The organism is Sphingomonas sp. IC081 (genome assembly GCF_006874585.1).
Lineage (GTDB): Bacteria > Pseudomonadota > Alphaproteobacteria > Sphingomonadales > Sphingomonadaceae > Novosphingobium.
Map to the genome: position 1 here is coordinate 2,899,759 of NZ_CP029761.1, position 18,038 is coordinate 2,917,796.

Consider the following 18,038-nt stretch of genomic DNA (forward strand, 5'->3'; position numbering starts at 1 on the left):
CTCCCGTTCCGGCGCGTCAGGCAACACGGGCCAGCAGGGCCGTGATCGCCTCCACCGCCTCGGGTTCGTCGAGCGTCGGCGCATGGCCGACGGCAGGCACCGTCACCGCCTCGGCCCCGGGCTGGCGGCGCAGCATCTTGTCCAGCGTCGCCGCCGACAGCAGGTCGGACAGCTCGCCGCGCAGCACCAGCACCGGCCGATTGTCGCCCCCCAGTGCCTCCCACGCGGGCCAGAGGTCCGGCTGGGTGTCGACATCGTAGGCATTGAACGGCTCGGCGATCTTCATGTCATAGTCGAAGACCATGCGGCCATTGCCCGAAAGCATCATCAGCCGCTTGGCAAGGCCGATCCAGAAATCGAGCGTACGGCCGGGGTAGGCGTGGCCCAATGCGCCCTCGATCCCGCGCGCGGCATGGACCCAGGTCGGGAAACTGCGCCCCTGCCCGACATAGTCCTTGATCCGCTCCATCCCTTCCGGCTCGAGATAGGGGCCGACATCGTTGATCACCGCAGCGGCCAGCCGTTCGGGGATCATCAGGGCAAGCCCCATGAGCATCAGCCCGCCCAGCGACGTGCCGATCGCGGCAAACCGCTCGATCCCTTCCTGTTCCAGCAGCGCCAGCAGGTCCTCGCCGTACTGAACCGGATTGTAGCTCTGCGAATCGCGGGCATATTCGCTGTCCCCGCGCCCGCGCATGTCGGGACAGATCACGCGGCGCTCCTGCGCCAGGCGCGGGGCCAGACGCTCGAAATCGCGGGCATTGCGGGTCAGCCCCGGCAGGCAGACCACCGGCACGCCCGCAGCCCCTTCCGGAGCGGCGTAATCGCGAAAATGCAGCTTCAAACCGTCGCGGCTCTGCCAGAACCGATCTTCATAACCCGTCATCAGCGAAGCCTGAGTCCTCCTGCACCCGGCTTGATCCACGGGCCATCCATCGCCACTATCGCTGCATGCGAAGCGAACCGCAAGCGAGTGCCTACCGCCCTGCCCCCCGAATCGAGACAATTGCCGGCTGGCTTGCCAGTCCGGTCGATGCCGCGCAATTTCCCAATCATATCCTGCGCTTCCGCAACGACCGCTGGGCCCGGACAGTGGGCCTCGACGGGTTCGACGAGGCCCAGTGGCTGTCCCATTTCGGACGCTTCGAGCCGCTGCCCGGCAACCTGCCGCAGCCGCTGGCGCTGCGCTACCACGGCCACCAGTTCCGGGTGTACAACCCCAATATCGGCGACGGTCGCGGCTTCCTCTTTGCGCAGATGCTCGACGGCGAGGAGCGCGTGCTGGACCTCGGCACCAAGGGCTCGGGCCAGACGCCCTACAGCCGCGACGGCGACGGGCGGCTGACCCTGAAGGGCGCGGTGCGCGAGATCCTCGCCACCGAAATGCTGGAGGCCCTCGGCGTCTACACCAGCAAGACCTTCTCCGTGGTCGAGACCGGCGAGGCGCTTTGGCGGGGCGACGAACCTTCGCCGACGCGTTCGGCGGCTCTGGTGCGTCTCAGTCACGGCCACGTGCGGATAGGTAGCTTTCAGCGCCTGCTGGCACTGGACGATGCCGAGCATATGGCCGCGCTGGTCGACTATTGCCTGGCCACTTTCCCCGGCCCGCTCCCTCCCGAAAACGTTCCCGGCCGCGACGAGCCCGCGGTGGTCCTGCTCCACCAGGTGGTCGAACGCATGGCCGACACCGCAGCAGCCTGGATGGTCGCCGGCTTTGTCCACGGCGTGCTCAACAGCGACAACATCAACATCTCGGGCGAGAGTTTCGATTACGGCCCGTGGCGCTGGTTGCCGCGCTGGGATCCGGCCTTTACCGCGGCCTATTTCGACCATTCCGGCCTCTACGCCTTCGGCCGCCAGCCCGAGGCGGTGCTGTGGGATTGCGGCCAGCTCGCCGTGGCGCTGCGCCTGCTCGCCGATACCGCGCCGCTGGTCGCCGCGCTCGACCGTTTCGCCCCGCTCTACCAGCAGGCTATGGCACGCCGGTTCTGCTGGCGCCTCGGCGTCGAACAGGGGGACCACGCAGCGGATGTCGCGCTGATCCAGGCCGCCGAAAAAGCCATGGCGGCCAGCGGAGAGGCCCCGGAAATGTTCTATTTCCGCCATCGCGGCGCACGCCCCGGCGGCAACGAGGCCTTCGACGCGCTGCTTGCCGGGCGCTGCCCCGCCGCCGCTGCCGACGACCCGTTCTGGCAGCAGGACGGCCCGCCCAGCACCCTGATCGACGAAGTCGAACGCGTCTGGTCCGCCATCGACGACAGCGACGACTGGACAGCGCTGCATGCAAAAGTGGCCGCAATCCGCGAACTCGGCCGCCAGCTCGGCCCGGCCCCGAAGCCTGCCGGGCATGTTTCGTTAGGCTCCTCTTAGGGATAGCCGTGCCATAGCCTGTGCCGACTCTCCCATCAGCCGATAACGGACCTACTGCCGCAATGGACGGTGCAGTCGCAACCAAGGCCTCTCCGGCCCCTCTTCCGCCCCTCCGGGCCGCCAGCGATCGGATAGCCGCGCCTGCGGCAAACGAGGCGCTGATCGTGTCGTACGAACCTGCCACCGGGGCCGAACTCTGGCGCGGCAAGCCGTGTGACGTCAACGAGGTGGTTGATCGTGCCCGCCGCGCCTGGCCCGAATGGGCGGCGCAGCCGCTCTCGACCCGCATGGAACTGCTGCGCCGCTTCGCCAATGAAGTGCGCAAGGAAGCCGAAAACCTGGCCGTGCTGATCGCCCGCGAAGTGGGCAAGCCCTTGTGGGAGGCGCACAGCGAGGTCGAATCGGTGGTCGCCAAGGTCGAAGTCTCGATCCGCGCCTATGCCGAGCGCACCAGCCAGCGCAAACTCGACAGCGCCCTGCAAGGCGCAATGGCGGTCCGCCACAAGCCGCACGGAGTGCTGCTGGTGCTTGGCCCCTACAATTTCCCGGCGCACTTGCCCAATGCCCATATCGTGCCCGCGCTCATCGCCGGCAACGCGGTGGTGTTCAAGCCGAGCGAGAAGGCCCCGGCGACCGGCGAACTGCTGGCGCGCTGCTTTCACCGCGCCGGCATTCCCGCCGGCGTCGTGCAGCTTGCCATCGGCGGGCCGCTGGAAGGGCAGGCCCTCGTCGCGAGCGACGGTGTCGACGGCGTGCTGTTCACCGGCTCGGCCAATACCGGCATCTCGATCAACCGGCGCCTTGCCACCCGTCCGGACAAGATGGTCGCGCTGGAAATGGGCGGCAACAACCCGATCGTGCTCTGGGACACCCCCAAGCTCACCGACGCCGCCGCGCTGGTGGTGCAGTCAGCTTTCGCGAGCGCCGGCCAGCGCTGCACGGCAGCCCGGCGGCTGATCGTGAAGGCCTCGCTCCACGATGCGATGATGGCCGAGATCAAGGCCCTGGCCGACCGCATCATCGTCGGCGCCCCGTTCGACGAGCCCGCCCCGTTCATGGGCCCGGTGATCGACAATGCCGCCGCCGACGGCCTTGCCGAAAGTTTCCTCTACCTGCTCAGCAACGGCGGGAAGGCGATCAAGCATCTGGTCCGCCCGGACGAGAGCCTGCCCTTCCTGAGCCCCGCGATCATCGACACCACCGCGTTGAAGGACCGCCCGGACGTCGAACTGTTCGGGCCGATCCTGCAGGTTATCCGGGTCGACGATTTCGACGAGGCAATCGCCGAGGCCAACAACACCCGCTTCGGCCTCGCCGCCTCGTTGATCGGCGGCACCCCGCAGGACTACAACCGCTTCTGGGCCCATGCCCGCGCCGGGATCATCAACTGGAACCGCGCCACCACCGGCCCCAGCCATGCAGCGCCGATGGGCGGCATCGGCCTTTCCGGCAACCACCGGCCAAGCGGCTACTACGCCGCCGACTACTGCGCCTATCCGGTCGCCTCGGGCGAGATGGAACAGCCGCGCGCGGTGATCGGGGTTGGGTTGAAATAGTTCGGGCCAGTGCCGTTTCCAGGTCATCAGGTCATTCCACCTGATCACAAAGCGCTCTATTTCCCGGAAACCACGAGATCCACCTCGGTCACGCCGTTCGCCTGCTTGCGGGCATAGACCACATAGGCCTGCCCCTGCTTGCGCCCGCCCAGCACGCGGTCGCTGCCGTCGAGCCGATACTCGGCCGAATAGCCGCCCTTGCGCGCCATGGTGTTGTAGAAGGCGATCACATCCTCGGACGGGACTGCCGTGCCGAAGCTGACCACGCGCAGCGTACAGCCCTCGGCGTCGATTCCCGCCGCTTCCTGCACCGCGCCCTGCGGATAGAGCGGAAATTCTGCCGGCAGCTTTTTCACCCAGTCACGGGAATACTGCACCTTGGCGCTGCAATCGGTCCTTGCGGCACGCGCCGCCGGGCTTGCCTGCGCGGCCTGAGCGGCAGCCTGGGCCAGTTCGGCGGCGCTGCCCCTGATCGCATCGGGCAGCGGCGCGAGGCCGCCAGCCAGTTCGGCCGCACTCTTGCGCGCGGCGGCCACCGCCTGCGGCGCACGGCTGGCGGGGGAAAGCGTGACATTTCCCGCCTCCCCGGCGTCTCCCGTCACTTCGGGATCGACCACGATCTGATCGCCCAGCGCCGCCCCGGTCTCGCCCGCGCCCGGCTGCTCGGCTTTCTTGCAGCCGCCCAACACGAGCGTGGCCGCAAGCGTGATCGCCGCGATGCCTGAGGTTGCCTTGTTCATCGTGCCCCTTTCCTGCCCCGGCAGTGGGAAACATATCCCCCTGGCTCCTGGTGCCCGGCTCGGGAAAAGCCTTCCCCCGGTGGGCGCGAATGGCAAGGGCGTGCGCGGACGGATCATTCCCGCGTCCCAAAACGGGAAACAGCCGTCCAAGAAGGTTGCGCCGCCCTTCACCACCGCCCGATCACAAAAAAGGGCGCCCACGACCAGGTCGCGGACGCCCCCTCCACCCGCTTTCCGAGAGCTGGCCCTCGAAGCAGACAGGCGGACTTCCCCCGCGCTTCGCCGTCAGCACGGGGGAAATCGGTATTTATAAGAGGTGGTCAGCTTAGCGGCAGGACGAGCCACCACGGTCGATCTCGCGGCCGACCAGAGCGCCGCCTACGGCGCCAAGCACGGTGCCGAGCGTCCGGTCACCCCGGTTGTCGACCTCGCGGCCCAGCAGGGCACCTGCCGCACCGCCGATCAGGAGGCCGGTGGTGCCGTTCTGGCGGCGGCAGTAATAGCGGCCATTGTCACCGCGCCACACGCGGGTGTTGCGATAGACCGGCTCGCCGCGATAACCGTCACGGTAGTCGCTGCGATAGCCATAACCGCGCCGGTAGTCTCCGCGCCCGTAACGGTCGCGGCTGTGGGCATTGGCTTCCTGCCCAGGCGCCATGAATTCGCTGCTGGCATGAAACGTCGGAGCCGCCAGAGCCGGCATCGCACCCGCCAGCGAGACGGTCGCGACGGCAAGGGCAGTGGCCTTGGTCAGTACGCGCATTGTCATTCTCCTTCAGTCCGGCGGAGGGCAGTCGCTACCCGTGTTCCGCTGCGTGCATTCATCTTTAAGCCAACCAACCTGAACGCACTGCAACGCGCCTGTCAGGATCGGAGATATCGACGAGGCGAGGCCCATGATGCGACGAACCGCTTGCCCGCCTCCGTGGGCGCCCCTATCGCGCCCATGCACTCCTGCCTCGGGGCCCCGTTTTCATGCCGAATACCCTACCGCGTCGCTCCGGCGGTCTTGCGCAGGCGCTGGGCGCCTACTTCGTCTGGTGCCTGTTCCCGCTCTATTTCGCGGCGCTGCACGAGGTTTCGGCCTTCGAGGTGGTGGCCTGGCGCATCCTGTTCACGCTCCCGTTCTGCCTGCTGACGATCGCGGTGCTGAAACAGGGTACGGAACTGCGCGCGGCACTGACCACCCCGCGCATCCTCGGCGCGCTGGCACTGAGCGGCCTGCTGATCGGCATCAACTGGTCGATCTACGTGATCGCGGTTGCCAGCGGTCACATTCTGGCAGCCAGCCTCGGCTACTACATCAATCCGCTGGTCAACGTGCTGGCCGCCACCATCTTCCTGCGCGAGAAGCTGTCGCGCCTGCAGTGGCTGGCGATGGCGCTGGCGGCGATCGGCGTCGCGATGCTGGCGAAGGGGGCGGTCGACACCTTGTGGATCAGCCTGAGCCTGGCGCTCAGCTTCGCGGGCTACGGCCTCACCCGCAAGCTGGCCCCCGTCACGGCCCTGCCCGGCCTGACCGTGGAGACGCTGGTCCTGCTGATCCCGGCCATCGGCGTGCTCGCCTGGCAGGTGGCAAGCGGGGCGGGCCTTGCGATGGGCTCATCGCTGCGTATCGATCTGCTGCTGGCCTGCGCCGGCCCGATCACCGGCGTCCCGCTGCTGCTGTTCGCCTCGGCCGCGCGCAAGCTGGACTTCTCGCTGCTGGGCTTCATCCAGTTCATCACGCCCACCGGTGTGTTCCTGATGGGCCTGATCGCGTTCCACGAGCCATTCCAGTCCTCGCAGTTGCTGTGCTTCCTGTTCATCTGGACCGCCATCGCGATCTTCTGCTGGGACTTGCTGCGCCGCCGCCGGACTGCGGCGACGGCCTGACCGGTCACGCCGAGGCCCGGCCTCGCTTCAGCAATTCCTGCACAAATGCGTCGAGATCCTCGGCCTCGACATCGAGCGTTTCCTCCCACTCGGCCAGCAATATGTCGATATCCTCGCGCCTGTAGGGCTCGCCGGGCTGGTGCGTGACCGGCGGCGCGCGGTGCGGCCAGGGATGGTCGGTGGCGTTGTTGTAGATCCAGCCGATCACGCAAAGCGTCACCACGTTGACCGCGATCGGCAGCAGATGCGCCCAGCCCCAGGCCGGTGTCCCCGTCGCGCCGAGCGCGCAGAGCAGCGCGCAGGCACCGCCCGGCGGATGCAAACTGCGGGTCAGCGTCATCACCGCGATGGCGCCGGCAACGGCCAGGCTACCCGCCAGCCACGGATCGCCGAGGAGATGCCCCAAGACCAGTCCGACCAAGGCCGAGATCAGGTTTCCGCCCAATACCGGCCAGGGCTGCGCCAGCGGACTGGCCGGCACCGCAAAGACCAGCACCGCGGAGGCGCCCAGCGGCGCGACGAGGAACGGCAGCGCCGGATCGTAGCCACTTTGCAGCAGCCGCGTCAGCGCCCCGGCGGCGGCGATGCCGAAAAGGGCCCCCAAGGCGCCGCGGTAAGGGCCGAGCCTGCGTTTGCCGCCCGTGGGGCTGGTGATGATGCTGCCTTGCGCCATGGCCCGCGTGATCCTTGTCCTGCCCCATGCAAGAGGCCGCAAGCGGCGCCTATGGTCCAATCCCGCTCGCCTGACCAGGGAAGAGATCGTTTCACGGTGACAACCGGGACTGTGCAACTGCCGCAAATCCGCCACGATCAGATGGTTGCATGCTGCATCCCGACCGGGACCCGCCTGCAGGAGTGCGTGCCCCATGCCCCCCGCCGATCAACCCGCCGTGCCGCCGCCCATGGCCGCCGAACAATCGCTTGATTCCTTCGACCTTGCCAGGCTGCGCGGAGAAGAGAGCACCTCGCTGATCGTCGTTCCGCGCCGATGCCCGGTAGGCAAGCCGGGGGAAATCGTTGTCTGCGCCCCGGATCCCGAGGCCGACCGGCTTCGGCCACTGCCCGACACTTATGTCGTGACCGAGGGCCTTGGCCGCGCGGAACGGCAGATCGCGCCGGGAACCACCGCCGGTGTCGACATGAGTTCGGTCGCGATGCCCGGCGGGGTCGTCAGCAACCGGGTCATGTTCAACCTCAAGATGGGCTTCTGATCCTCCCAAACGAAGAAGCCCGGTCCGCCCCGATCGATGACGAGGAGGCGGACCGGGCTCACGAGGCGCCCCGCGCGCGGGAGGAGGATGAGGCGCCGTCAACCTGATCGGGGGGAAATCAGGCCGATCTCATTCAGGCAAAAGTGCCGGCCTTGGCGATCTCGGCCACCGGCTTGCGGCTGCTGGCCACTTCACGCTCCTGCAGGAATTCGGGCAGGCTCGACTTGTCGCCGATCTTGCCAATGGCAAAGGCGGCCTCGAGCCGGTGATCGGCCGGGATGCCCAGCGCCGCTTCGGCTTCACCGAACTTCAGGCCGGTCATGCCATGGGTGTGGTAGCCGAGTGCCTGCGCCTGCAGTGCCGCCAGCGCCCAGGCCGCACCGGCATCGAAACTGTGGCTATGGTTGGTCGAGTTACCCTTGTCCGAACGCATCTGGCTGTCCGAGACGACAAACACGAGCGCCGAGGCATCCTTGGCCCAGCCCTGGTTGAACTCGATCAGTTGCGCGAGGAACAGGTCCCAGTTGGCATCGCCCTTCCTCGCATAGAGGAAGGTCCAGGGCTGCACGTTATAGGCCGAAGGCGCCCAGCCACCGGCTTCGAAGATCACGTCGAGGTCTTCCTGCGGGATCTCGCTGCCATCGAAGGCGCGCGGCGACCAGCGATCGACAATCAGCTTCTCGACCTTGGGGTTGGCAATGCGTCCGGTCATATCGGGTATCCTTGGGAGAGAGGTGGAATTCTTGGATGGAGAGATAGCCGGTGATCGACCATCGGGAAATCATGATAATTTCGACGGAACTATTCCATTATCTGGAACAGTCATCCTGCCTTGCTTGCCGTGCTTCCCCGCCCTCGTCTTGACCGACCGCGCCCTTTGCCCGCCAAATTTCGATTGCCTCCGATTTGCCGGAACCGGCGCCTTGCGGATCCGCAGCCGTTCCCCCACTTATCGCGCATGACCGCCAGCCGCCTGTTCGACCGCGCCGTGATCCGGCTTTCCCCCCGTGCCGATTCGCAAGAAGACGTTGCCGACTTCCTTCAGGGGCTGGTGACCGCCGACGTGAAGGCGCAGCTTCCCACCTGGGCGGCGCTGCTCACCCCGCAAGGCAAGGCACTGTTCGATTTCATCGTCTGGCCCTCGGGCAATGACCTGCTGATCGACTGCGAGGCCGAACATGCCGACGCGCTGGTCAAGCGCCTGTCGATGTACCGTCTGCGCCGCGCCATCGACATCGCCCGCGACGAACGCCTCTCGGTCCACTGGCGCCCGCACCTGGGCGACGGCGCCGCTCCCGATCCGCGTCTTTCCGCGCTGGGCGAACGCTGGGTCGGCCGGATCGACGAGATGGACCCGGCCGAACACGAAGCCGGCGCGGATTCGGCCTGGCGGCTGCATAGGCTGCGCATCGGCGTGCCCGAAGGCCGCGCAGAACTGGGCGAGGGCGAGACGCTCTGGCTCGAATGCAATGCCGTCGAACTGAACGGGGTCAGCTTCACCAAGGGCTGCTACGTCGGCCAGGAAAACACCGCGCGGATGAACTGGCGCCAGAAGGTCAACCGCCGCCTGGTCGTGGTGCCGCTGGCCCGCTCGGACGAGAAGCGCCGCCGCGCCGCCTATCCCGAACTCAGCCTTGCAGTGGACCACCTGCGGGTAGAGGACATCGATGCAGCGCTTGCCCCCCATTGGCTGCCGCTCGCCACCGACGAGGAATGAGCCCCGCGTTCAGTTGAGCAAACGCGCGCCCGGCATGCCCGCGGCGAGCCCCGTCCGCCGCGAGGCGACCAGTCGCAGGCTGGCGTTGCCGCCCAGTTCGGCCACGAAGATCCGCGCCAGCATCGGCGAACCCTGCACCGGGCTGAACCGTTCCCGCACCTCGCCGCTGTCACAAAAGCCGGTAGCCTCCAGCACGCTGCGGGCAGCCGGAATGGCGCCGCTGCCTGCAGAGCCTGGCCCGTCGACCTCGAAATAGCTGGCCATGACCCGCCGGTGCCCCAAGGCCCGTGCCTGATCGAGCAGTGCGCGCACCGCTTCGCGCGCGTAACCCTGGCCCCGGTAGGGCGGCGCGATCCAGTATCCCATCTCCACTTCGCCATCGAACCGGCCAAGGCCGATCCCGCCGACCAGCTTCGCCCCGTCCGGCGCGCGCAAGTAGACAAAGAAGTGCGGCAGCCGCGGATCCCGGGCACGCATCAGGTAATCGCGGATCGCCTTGGCCGTACGCGGCAGGGTCGCGTCGCCGATTCGGCTATCCGCCGTCTCCCGCGAGATCGCTTCCGAAATCGCAGTGACAAGTTCATCTAGATCCTCAGGCCAGCCCGGCCTCAGGAAAAGCCTCTCCGTGCGGACGAACATGACACGGTTCTCCGTATTTCTGGTCTCGCGGATGCCATCATGCATGAGCGGACGGGTCCATGCACGCACTTTGCGCCGTTCCGGCCAGGACGTGCCACGGAATCGACACCGGCGAAGTTGGGGAGCACGGATTAAGATTCGGCTCCGGAGGATCTCCGGGCTGTTCCCATTAGTGCCCCAAACGAAGGGGACCTGCCCGGGATGTCCCGGGCAAGGCCCTGTCAGGAAAACGGAATGTCCTGAAGATTCAGGCTGCGCGCCGGCGCGCGCTCATGCCCGGCAGCGACATTCGCGAAGCCGAAATGCCGGCCTTGCCGTCACCGTCCCCATTGCCACCGTCGTCACAGTCGCAGGGCTCACCGAACTCCAGCGCATATTCGCGCGCGGGGAAGGCCATGCCGCGCCCCGCGCTGAACCGTTCGACGATTCGTCCGGTGCGCTCGAAACCGGCCTTTTCGAGCACGCGGCCCGAACCCGGGTTGTCGACGAAGTGGCTGGCGACGATGCGGCGATGACCGATCGAGCGGGCCAGCACAAGCACCGCGCCTACCGCCTCGCTGGCAAAGCCCTGCCCCCACTGGTCGCGTGCGATCCAGTAACCGAGGCTGACCTCACCCTCGATTTCGGCGAGACCAACGCAGCCGAGCAGCCGCGCGCCCTCGGCACCGGGCTGGGTAATCAGGAAACGCGGCAGCAGGCGGTCCTGCGGTGCCTCAAGGAAACGGCGCGCATCGTCAGCGGTATAAGGCCAGGGTGCGCGGGCAAGGTTGCGCACGACGGACTTGTCGGCGATCAATGCCAGAAGCTCGGCGCTGTCCTCGGGCCAGCCAGGCCGCAGGAACAGGCGTTCGCTGCGAATGAACATAACGTATCTCCACTCATCAGCCCCGCATCCTTCATAGACAGGACGCGTGACATTGCGATTACGCGGACGGCCAATTGGCGGAAATCAGGCACATTTTGCGGAAAAATGGGCGAGATTCGAGCCGGCTCGAACGCGGACTGTGCGAGAGGGAGACACGAAAAGAGGGAGACGGGCTGGCCCCTCTCCCTCGTTCAGCCGATCCGAGCGGATCGGCGGGACCATCCCGTCGGGATGGCCCTTTTATCGACCATCCGATTATTCGGCGGCTTCAGCCATCACGTCTACCGAGACGTACTTGCGGCCGAGTTTGCCGTCGTGGAAGCGCACGCGACCTTCGGCGGTGGCGAACAGGGTGTGATCCTTGCCCATGCCGACGTTCACGCCCGGGTACACGCGGGTGCCGCGCTGACGAATGATGATGTTGCCGCCGATCACTTCCTGACCGCCGAACTTCTTCACGCCAAGACGGCGGCCTGCAGAGTCGCGACCGTTACGCGACGAACCGCCAGCTTTCTTATGTGCCATTGTTCAGTCCTTCCGATCTTTGGCTCAGGCGACCGACACGATGCGCAGCAGCGTGAGCTGCTGGCGGTGGCCGTTCTTGCGACGATAGTTGTGGCGGCGGCGCTTCTTGAACACCACGACCTTTTCGCTCTTGGCCTGGGCGATGATTTCGGCCGAAACCGAAACCTTCGCGGCGTCGAGGACTTCGCCGTCGTTGCCGGCGAGCAGAACGTCGCCCAGCGTGATGGTCTCACCGGCTTCACCAGCCAGCTTTTCAACCGCGATCTTGTCTCCGGCGGCAACCCGGTACTGCTTGCCGCCCGTGCGCACAACTGCGAACATGGTGCCCTTACCTAATCTCTATGTGTGCCCGTGATGGGCCGAAACAAACTTGCCCCGGCCGCTCAGGTCCGACGAGGAACCGTGGAGCCTTGCGGGCGACGCGCCGAGCCCCGTTCATGAACGAGGTCCCGGAAAGAGTGGTGCCGTTAGGGCAACCGCCGATTCGTGTCAACCGAGGACTTGGCCGGGAAAGCCCGGAAATACGACTCTAATACGACTCTCGCGCCGCCGGGGATCGCACGGTGCGCCGACCACCGCCGACAGCCATCCCGCGCAATTGCCACTCGCGATTGTCCCTGCGCGTGCTATGGCACATTCATGATCCGCGCAAAAGCCCGCTTGCTGCCGCTCTTCCTTGGCGCAGGCCTCGCCGCCTGCTCCTCCGCCGGCCACTATCCCTCGCTCGCCGTCCGGCCGGTCGAACGGGCCACGCCCGTCACTCCCGATGCCGATGCGCCTCCCGCCCCGCTGCCGCCCGCCAGCGCCGACCTCACGACGCGAATCGATGGCCTGCTGGCCGCCGCCCGCCAGGCCGACGGCCAGTTCGCCGCACGGCGCGCGGCCGCCGAGCGGGCGGTGTCCGCCGCCGGTTCGGCCCGCAGCGGCGATGCCTGGCTGACCGCGCAGGCTGCGGTCTCCGCCTTGCAGGCAAGCCGCGATCCGGCGATCGCCGCGCTCGGTGAACTCGACACGATGTATGCCGATGCCCGCGATGCCGCCCCGGTCGAGGAATCGCCCAGCGCCAGAAGCATTGGCGCCGCCCGCGAACAGGTGCAGTCGCTGGTTGCGGCGCAGGATGACGCGATCGCCCGGCTCGATGGCCGTCTCGGCAGCTAGGCCGTAAACTCATAAACACAAAAAAAGACCCCTCCCCCGTGATGGGGGAGGGGTCATCCAAGCGCGATCGGTTCGCAGCTCCTAGAAGCCCCCCGGCCGGGGCCACGAGCCGATCAGGCGACGATCAGGGCAGACGGCCTGCCCTCATCCCAGGATCAGCACAGGAAAGAAGAGGACCGCAGATGGTCGTCCCGCCTGTCGCCGCCCTTGCACTCAGAGTTCCATTCCCGTCACGCCCACTGCTGCCCAGGCGGCATTGCTGCGCCGACTTGCCGCCCGCCTTGTCCAGGCAGCGACGAACCCGAGGCCCGCGACAAGCAGGCCGGCAAACGTCACCATCGGCAGGGCCAGTTCCGGACGCAGGAACAGGCCGGCCACGAGCCCGATGAAGGCAAGATAGACGGCCGCGGCGGCGACATGGACGGGGCCAGGCGCTGCACTTGCGCGCTCGCCGACAACACGTCTCGGCGCATCGACGATGAGGTCTCGAACCTGTTGCTGACTGAGCCGCTGTGTCATGGCGATGATCTCCTGCCACGGCAATGCAGCAGGAGAAGCCGGGCTTCATTGATGCGAATCAAACGCAGTCGCCATTTGCGCGCGCCGCTTCACCCCCAGCGGGCGATGTCCTCGAAATCCTGCTCGCGCGGCTCGATCCAGTGCCAGATACCGCCGCGCTTCTCGCGCTTCCAGAACCACGATTCGCTCTTGAGGTGATCCATCGCGAAGTCCGCGGCGGCAAAAGCATCGCGGCGATGGCGCGCGGCGGCGGCGACCAGCACGATCGGCTCGGCCGGGCCCATCTCGCCGCTGCGATGGACGATCAGCAAACCGTCAATATCCCAGCGCCCGCGCACGCGCGCCGCAAGGTCACGCATGGCCGGAAGCGTCAGCGGTTCGTAATGCCGCAGTTCGAGCGCCTCCACCCCCTCGCCCGCCCGTACCTGGCCGAGGAAACTGACGACCCCGCCGGCATGGGGCAGGCCCGCCGTGAACGCGGCCAGCAGGGCGGCGGGATCGAACGGCGCGGTCAGCAGGCGGACCTGGCTGTCCACCTCAGCCTCCCGAGACCGGCGGAAGGAACGCGAGTTCGTCGCCATCGGCCAGCACCAGCGCGTGCTTGTCGCCCAGCAGCGCACCGTTCACCGCCACCCGGACTTTATCCCCAGCCACGGTATCGGCCAGTTCCGGCACGAAATGATCGCCCAGCCAGCCGAGCACGTCATACCAGTCCAGCGGCGCGCTGGCGGCCAGGTCATGGTCTGCCCCGCCTGCAAGGTCCTCGAGACGGCCGAGGAACACCAGTCTTGCCTGCATTCTCAGCCTCCCGTCATCGACATGTGGCGTGCCAGCGCCGGGGCGGCGCCGCGCCTGTCGATGGCGAAGTGGTGGCGTTCCGGCTTGATCCGCATTGCCGCGTCAAACGCGGCACCGAGCGCAGTGTCGGGATCCGCGCTGCGCAGCGCAGCGCGCAGGTCCACCCGCTCGCTGCCGCCGAGGCAAGCATAGAGCTGCCCGGTCGCGGTGACACGGATGCGGTTGCAGCTCTCGCAGAAGTTCCCGGTGAGCGGTGTGATGAAACCGATCCGGCCACCGGTTTCCACCACATCGAAATAGCGCGCCGGGCCGCCGGTGCGGTGGCCGCTCGGCGTCAGCGTCCAGCGTCGCTCGAGATCGTCGCGTACCGCCGGCAGCGGCAGGTAATGGTCGATGCGATCTTCCTCGACCTCGCCCAGCGGCATGACCTCGATCAGCGTGGCGTCAAAGCCCTGCCCGTGCGCCCAGCCGACGATTTCAGGGATATGCTGTTCGTTCAGCCCCTTGAGAGCGACGGTATTCAGCTTCACGGCGATCCCCGCCGCCTTGGCGGCCGCCAGCCCCTCAAGCACCTGGGGCAGCGAATCCCGGCGGGTGATGCGCGCGAACGTCGCGCGGTCCAGCGTGTCGAGCGATACGTTGATCCGCCGCACGCCAGCCGCGGCGAGATCGTCGGCAAATTCGGCCAGGCGGGTGCCGTTGGTGGTGAGGGTCAGTTCCTCCAGGCCATCACCGAGCTTGCGGCCCAGCGCGCGAACCAACTCGATCGCATCGCGCCGCACCAGCGGTTCGCCGCCGGTGAGCCTGAGCCTGGTCACGCCCCGAGCGATGAAGCCGAGCGAGAGCTTGTGCAGTTCCTCAAGGCTGAGCACGTCCTTCCTGGGCAGAAAGGCCATCCGCTCGGGCATGCAGTAGGAGCAGCGCAAGTCGCAGCGATCGGTCACCGAAAGCCGCAAGTAGGTGATGCGGCGTTGGAACTGGTCGACGAGGGGCGGTGCGAGGCTCATGGCTGGGGCTATACTAAGGCCCCCGCGCCCTTCGCATCAAGCGGAAGGTATTGCCCGGTGACGCCCGGTGCCCGGCCCAGCCAATCCGCCGCCGCGACGATGGCCTGCTCGTCCCCGCCGCACAGCGCATTGACCCTGAGAGGGGCATGATCGCGGGCCAGCTCCTGCACGACGGCAAGGCGCCAGCCCCGGTGGGTATGATCGGCAGGCGCAAACACCAGCGTCAGCTCCTCACCGCCCTGCAAGGCAGCGCGGGCGGCAGGCAGGACCTCGGCATGGAACTGCGCGGCGGCATCAAGCGGATTCACCGCCAGGGGCCCTACGCGCAGGATCATGGCTCAGCGGCGCTGCCGGGTGAGCGTGATGCCGATCTTCTCGCCCGCTTCGGCAATGGCGAGCTTGACGATCTTCACTGTCACCGCGGTGATCCGCGCGTCCTGCAGGAACAAAGTCTCGCAGACGTGATCGGCCACCGCCTCGATCAGCTTGAAATGGACCCCGGCGGGCAGCGCATCGCTGGCCGCGAACTTGAGATCCATGTAGTTCTTGCTCTCGGTCAGCGGCGTGTCGGGCGTGTAGCGGTCGATCGGCTTCATCGAGACCTGGATGGTGAAGCGCAGCGGCTGCGGCTTACCGGTCTCTTCCGAGTAGATCCCGGTGAGAACGTCGTGTTCGAAATCGGCGACTTCGAGGATAAGCGAATCGGTGATGGCGGTCATGGCTCAGGCCCTTAGCCGTTATTGCGCCAGCGTGCGAAGATTGCCGTCGGCAGCAAGCGGCCTTCCCGCTGATCCTGAGCCTGTCGAAGGTTGTCCTCGCGCACCGAAAGGTCGCCGTGCTCGATGGTTCCGGGCAGGTCGCGGAACAGTTCCTCCATCAGCCCGGCCAGCGCCAGCGAAGACATGCGCACGGCATAGACGGTGAGGAACAGGAACTTGCTGTCGGCGTCGAGCAACTGGCGGCAATCGGCCAGCAGGCCGGGCAGGTTCTCTTCCAGACGCCATGTCTCGCCGGTGGGACCACGGCCGAACTTGGGCGGATCGAGGATGATGCCGTCATAACGCTTGCCCCGGCGCACTTCGCGCGCGGCAAACTTGGCGGCATCGTCGATCAGCCAGCGGACCGGGCGATCCTCCAGGCCCGCCAGCGCCGCGTTCTCGCGCGCCTGACCGACCGACTTCTTCGAGGCATCGACGTGCGTCACCGGGCCATGCGCCGAAAGCGCCATGGTGCCGACCCCGGTATAGCCGAACAGGTTCAGCGTGTTGGCATCGCTCCTGCCCGCAAGCATTTCGCGCATCCAGTCCCACACCGGCGCCATGTCCGGGAAGAAGCCGAGATGGCGGAACGGCGTGCACTGCGCGGTGAAGCTGACTTCGTTCCACGAGAGCGGCCAGCCTTCGCGCGGCACCGGCTTGTCGAACTGCCACCTGCCACCGCCGTCCTCGTCCGATCCGGGTACGAATTCACCGTGCGCGTCCCAGTTTTCAAGGCGCGGGGTCCACATCGCCTGCGGTTCGGGGCGCACGAAGCGGTAGTCGCCATAGCGCTCCAGCTTGCGGCCGTGCCCCGAATCGACAAGGCCATAATCGTCCCAGCCCTCTCCGGCGAGGATGACGGGTTGGGTTTCCAGGCGTGCCATCAGATCTTCGGGCTCGCGTGCTGGGCCACGAAATCGGCGATCGATTCGTAGTCGCCGGTCAGGTCGACGCACTTCTCCTCACGTTCGAACAGGTCGCCGACGCGTGCAGGCAGGCCCGAGCGCTGCCCGGTTGCGCGCTCGACCGCATCGGGGAACTTGGCCGGATGCGCGGTCGCCAGCGTGACGACCGGAACCTTGGCATCGATACCGGCGGTGCGGGCGGCGAAGAGGCCGCAGGCGGTGTGCGGATCGATCAGCTCGCCACAGTTCTCCCAGGCCCAGCGGATGGCCTGGGCCATTTCGTCGGCGTCGGTGCGGGCCGACGAGAACAGCGCGGCGGCGCCTTCCCGCTGCGCATTGGTCAATTGCATGGCCTTGGTCGCCTCGAACCCGGCCATCTGCTCGGCCAGCGCCTTGCCGTCACGGCCGCCGAGGTCGAACAGCAGGCGTTCGAAGTTCGACGAAACCTGGATGTCCATCGAGGGCGCCGCGGTCGGCGTTACCGTGCCCTGCGAGTAGTCGCCGTCTGCCAGCGCGCGGTGAAGGATGTCGTTGACGTTGGTGGCAACGATCAGCTTCTCGACCGGCAGGCCCATCTGCGCGGCGACATATCCGGCGAAGACATCGCCGAAGTTTCCGGTCGGCACCGAGAAGGCAACCTTGCGGTGCGGCGCGCCCAACTGGAGTCCAGCGGCGAAGTAATAGACCACCTGCGCCATCAGGCGCGCCCAGTTGATCGAGTTCACCGCGCCGATGGCGAAACGATCGGTCATCGCCTTGTCGTTGAACATGCGCTTCACGGTCGCCTGCGCGTCGTCGAACGAGCCGTCGATGGCGATGTTGTGGACGTTGGGCGCCAGCACCGTGGTCATCTGGCGGCGCTGCACGTCGGACACGCGGCCCTTGGGGTGCAGCATGAAGATATCGACCTTGGCACGGCCCGCCACCGCGTCGATCGCCGCCGAGCCGGTATCGCCCGAGGTCGCGCCGACGATGGTCAGGTTACGCTCCGAACGGCCGAGGAATTCCTCGAAGAGCAGGCCCAGCAGTTGCAGCGCGACGTCCTTGAACGCGAGCGTCGGGCCGTGGAACAGTTCCAGCACCCACTGCTGCTCGTCCAATTGCTTGAGCGGCGTCACCGCCTTGTGGGCGAAGCGGCCGTAGGCCTGTGTGGTCAGTTCCAGCAGGCGATCGTAGGTCAGGCTGCCCTCGACAAAGGGGAACATGACCTTGGCAGCCAGCTCGGCATAGGGCAGCCCCGCCATCGCAGCGATCTCGTCGGCCGAAAAGCGCGGCCACTCCCGCGGCACATAGAGGCCGCCGTCGGATGCGAGACCGGCGAGCGTGGCGCCTTCGAAGTCGAGCGCCGGTGCGCTGCCGCGGGTGCTGATATAGTCCATGCCCGCGCGGTTAGCC

General features: G+C 67.0%; 23 protein-coding genes. 6 read left to right on the forward strand and 17 right to left on the reverse strand.

The genetic code is table 11. The annotated features are described in order from the left end of the window. Positions 1-16: 16 nt before the first annotated feature. Positions 17-886: an alpha/beta fold hydrolase gene (locus tag DM450_RS13735; RefSeq protein ID WP_142635678.1), complete on the reverse strand. Its 870-nt coding sequence runs from the start codon at positions 884-886 to the stop codon at positions 17-19. Between the two features lie 65 nt (positions 887-951). Between DM450_RS13735 and DM450_RS13740 the strand changes: the two genes are divergently transcribed. Then, positions 952-2,370, forward strand: coding sequence for a protein adenylyltransferase SelO family protein (locus tag DM450_RS13740; RefSeq protein ID WP_142635680.1), 1,419 nt, complete (start codon positions 952-954; stop codon positions 2,368-2,370). 62 nt (positions 2,371-2,432) lie between these two features. Then, positions 2,433-3,926 carry a succinylglutamate-semialdehyde dehydrogenase gene (locus DM450_RS13745; protein ID WP_142635682.1) on the forward strand — a complete coding sequence of 498 codons (1,494 nt, stop codon included), beginning with the start codon at positions 2,433-2,435 and terminating at the stop codon, positions 3,924-3,926. A 56-nt stretch (positions 3,927-3,982) separates the two neighbouring features. Here the strand turns inward: DM450_RS13745 and DM450_RS13750 are convergent, their stop codons facing one another. After that, positions 3,983-4,666 carry a hypothetical protein gene (locus tag DM450_RS13750; RefSeq protein ID WP_142635684.1) on the reverse strand — a complete coding sequence of 228 codons (684 nt, stop codon included), beginning with the start codon at positions 4,664-4,666 and terminating at the stop codon, positions 3,983-3,985. A gap of 325 nt (positions 4,667-4,991) precedes the next feature. Next, positions 4,992-5,429 carry a glycine zipper 2TM domain-containing protein gene (locus tag DM450_RS13755; RefSeq protein ID WP_142635686.1) on the reverse strand — a complete coding sequence of 146 codons (438 nt, stop codon included), beginning with the start codon at positions 5,427-5,429 and terminating at the stop codon, positions 4,992-4,994. Between the two features lie 212 nt (positions 5,430-5,641). Between DM450_RS13755 and rarD the strand changes: the two genes are divergently transcribed. After that, positions 5,642-6,541, forward strand: a complete 900-nt coding sequence (rarD, locus tag DM450_RS13760; RefSeq protein ID WP_142635688.1) for an EamA family transporter RarD — start codon at positions 5,642-5,644, stop codon at positions 6,539-6,541. Between the two features lie 4 nt (positions 6,542-6,545). Here the strand turns inward: rarD and DM450_RS13765 are convergent, their stop codons facing one another. After that, positions 6,546-7,214 (reverse strand): HPP family protein, encoded by a 669-nt coding sequence (locus tag DM450_RS13765; RefSeq protein ID WP_142635690.1) that lies wholly within the window; start codon positions 7,212-7,214, stop codon positions 6,546-6,548. A gap of 193 nt (positions 7,215-7,407) precedes the next feature. Between DM450_RS13765 and DM450_RS13770 the strand changes: the two genes are divergently transcribed. Further along, complete coding sequence (locus tag DM450_RS13770; protein WP_142635691.1) at positions 7,408-7,752, forward strand: hypothetical protein; 345 nt, start codon at positions 7,408-7,410, stop codon at positions 7,750-7,752. A 133-nt stretch (positions 7,753-7,885) separates the two neighbouring features. On the opposite strand, the gene DM450_RS13775 is transcribed toward DM450_RS13770, so the two are convergent. After that, positions 7,886-8,464 carry a nitroreductase family protein gene (locus DM450_RS13775; RefSeq protein ID WP_142635693.1) on the reverse strand — a complete coding sequence of 193 codons (579 nt, stop codon included), beginning with the start codon at positions 8,462-8,464 and terminating at the stop codon, positions 7,886-7,888. Positions 8,465-8,710: 246 nt separating this feature from the next. Between DM450_RS13775 and DM450_RS13780 the strand changes: the two genes are divergently transcribed. Continuing rightward, positions 8,711-9,469, forward strand: a complete 759-nt coding sequence (locus DM450_RS13780; RefSeq protein ID WP_142635695.1) for a YgfZ/GcvT domain-containing protein — start codon at positions 8,711-8,713, stop codon at positions 9,467-9,469. Positions 9,470-9,478: 9 nt separating this feature from the next. Here DM450_RS13780 and DM450_RS13785 read toward each other — a convergent pair whose 3' ends face one another. From DM450_RS13785 to rplU, 4 genes are all read right to left on the reverse strand, one after another. Then, positions 9,479-10,108, reverse strand: coding sequence for a GNAT family N-acetyltransferase (locus DM450_RS13785; RefSeq protein WP_142635697.1), 630 nt, complete (start codon positions 10,106-10,108; stop codon positions 9,479-9,481). Between the two features lie 247 nt (positions 10,109-10,355). Continuing rightward, positions 10,356-10,973, reverse strand: coding sequence for a GNAT family N-acetyltransferase (locus tag DM450_RS13790; protein WP_142635699.1), 618 nt, complete (start codon positions 10,971-10,973; stop codon positions 10,356-10,358). A gap of 255 nt (positions 10,974-11,228) precedes the next feature. Continuing rightward, positions 11,229-11,498 (reverse strand): 50S ribosomal protein L27, encoded by a 270-nt coding sequence (gene rpmA / locus DM450_RS13795; RefSeq protein WP_086493003.1) that lies wholly within the window; start codon positions 11,496-11,498, stop codon positions 11,229-11,231. A gap of 24 nt (positions 11,499-11,522) precedes the next feature. Next, on the reverse strand, positions 11,523-11,819 hold the full coding sequence (gene rplU, locus DM450_RS13800; RefSeq protein WP_142635701.1) for a 50S ribosomal protein L21: 297 nt from the start codon (positions 11,817-11,819) through the stop codon (positions 11,523-11,525). 318 nt (positions 11,820-12,137) lie between these two features. On the opposite strand from rplU, the gene DM450_RS13805 reads away from it, so the two are divergent. Then, positions 12,138-12,656, forward strand: coding sequence for a hypothetical protein (locus DM450_RS13805; protein ID WP_142635703.1), 519 nt, complete (start codon positions 12,138-12,140; stop codon positions 12,654-12,656). Between the two features lie 213 nt (positions 12,657-12,869). Here the strand turns inward: DM450_RS13805 and DM450_RS13810 are convergent, their stop codons facing one another. From DM450_RS13810 to thrC, 8 genes are all read right to left on the reverse strand, one after another. Then, a complete protein-coding gene (locus DM450_RS13810) occupies positions 12,870-13,175 on the reverse strand; it encodes a hypothetical protein (RefSeq protein ID WP_142635705.1) in 306 nt (101 codons plus the stop codon). 89 nt (positions 13,176-13,264) lie between these two features. After that, entirely contained in the window at positions 13,265-13,756 is a 492-nt protein-coding gene (locus DM450_RS13815; protein ID WP_142635707.1) for a molybdenum cofactor biosynthesis protein MoaE, read from the reverse strand. Continuing rightward, complete coding sequence (locus DM450_RS13820; protein WP_142635709.1) at positions 13,713-13,973, reverse strand: MoaD/ThiS family protein; 261 nt, start codon at positions 13,971-13,973, stop codon at positions 13,713-13,715. Before DM450_RS13820 ends, DM450_RS13815 begins: the two co-directional genes overlap by 44 nt. A gap of 2 nt (positions 13,974-13,975) precedes the next feature. After that, on the reverse strand, positions 13,976-14,980 hold the full coding sequence (gene moaA / locus DM450_RS13825; RefSeq protein WP_142635711.1) for a GTP 3',8-cyclase MoaA: 1,005 nt from the start codon (positions 14,978-14,980) through the stop codon (positions 13,976-13,978). 8 nt (positions 14,981-14,988) lie between these two features. Then, a complete protein-coding gene (locus DM450_RS13830; protein ID WP_142635713.1) occupies positions 14,989-15,315 on the reverse strand; it encodes a Rossmann fold domain-containing protein in 327 nt (108 codons plus the stop codon). A gap of 3 nt (positions 15,316-15,318) precedes the next feature. Then, a complete protein-coding gene (locus tag DM450_RS13835) occupies positions 15,319-15,690 on the reverse strand; it encodes a dihydroneopterin aldolase (protein WP_142637914.1) in 372 nt (123 codons plus the stop codon). Positions 15,691-15,710: 20 nt separating this feature from the next. Further along, positions 15,711-16,622, reverse strand: coding sequence for a class I SAM-dependent methyltransferase (locus DM450_RS13840; RefSeq protein WP_142635715.1), 912 nt, complete (start codon positions 16,620-16,622; stop codon positions 15,711-15,713). Beyond that, positions 16,622-18,022, reverse strand: coding sequence for a threonine synthase (gene thrC / locus DM450_RS13845; protein ID WP_142635717.1), 1,401 nt, complete (start codon positions 18,020-18,022; stop codon positions 16,622-16,624). The genes DM450_RS13840 and thrC overlap by 1 nt, the downstream gene beginning before the upstream one ends. Between the last annotated feature and the right edge of the window lie 16 nt (positions 18,023-18,038).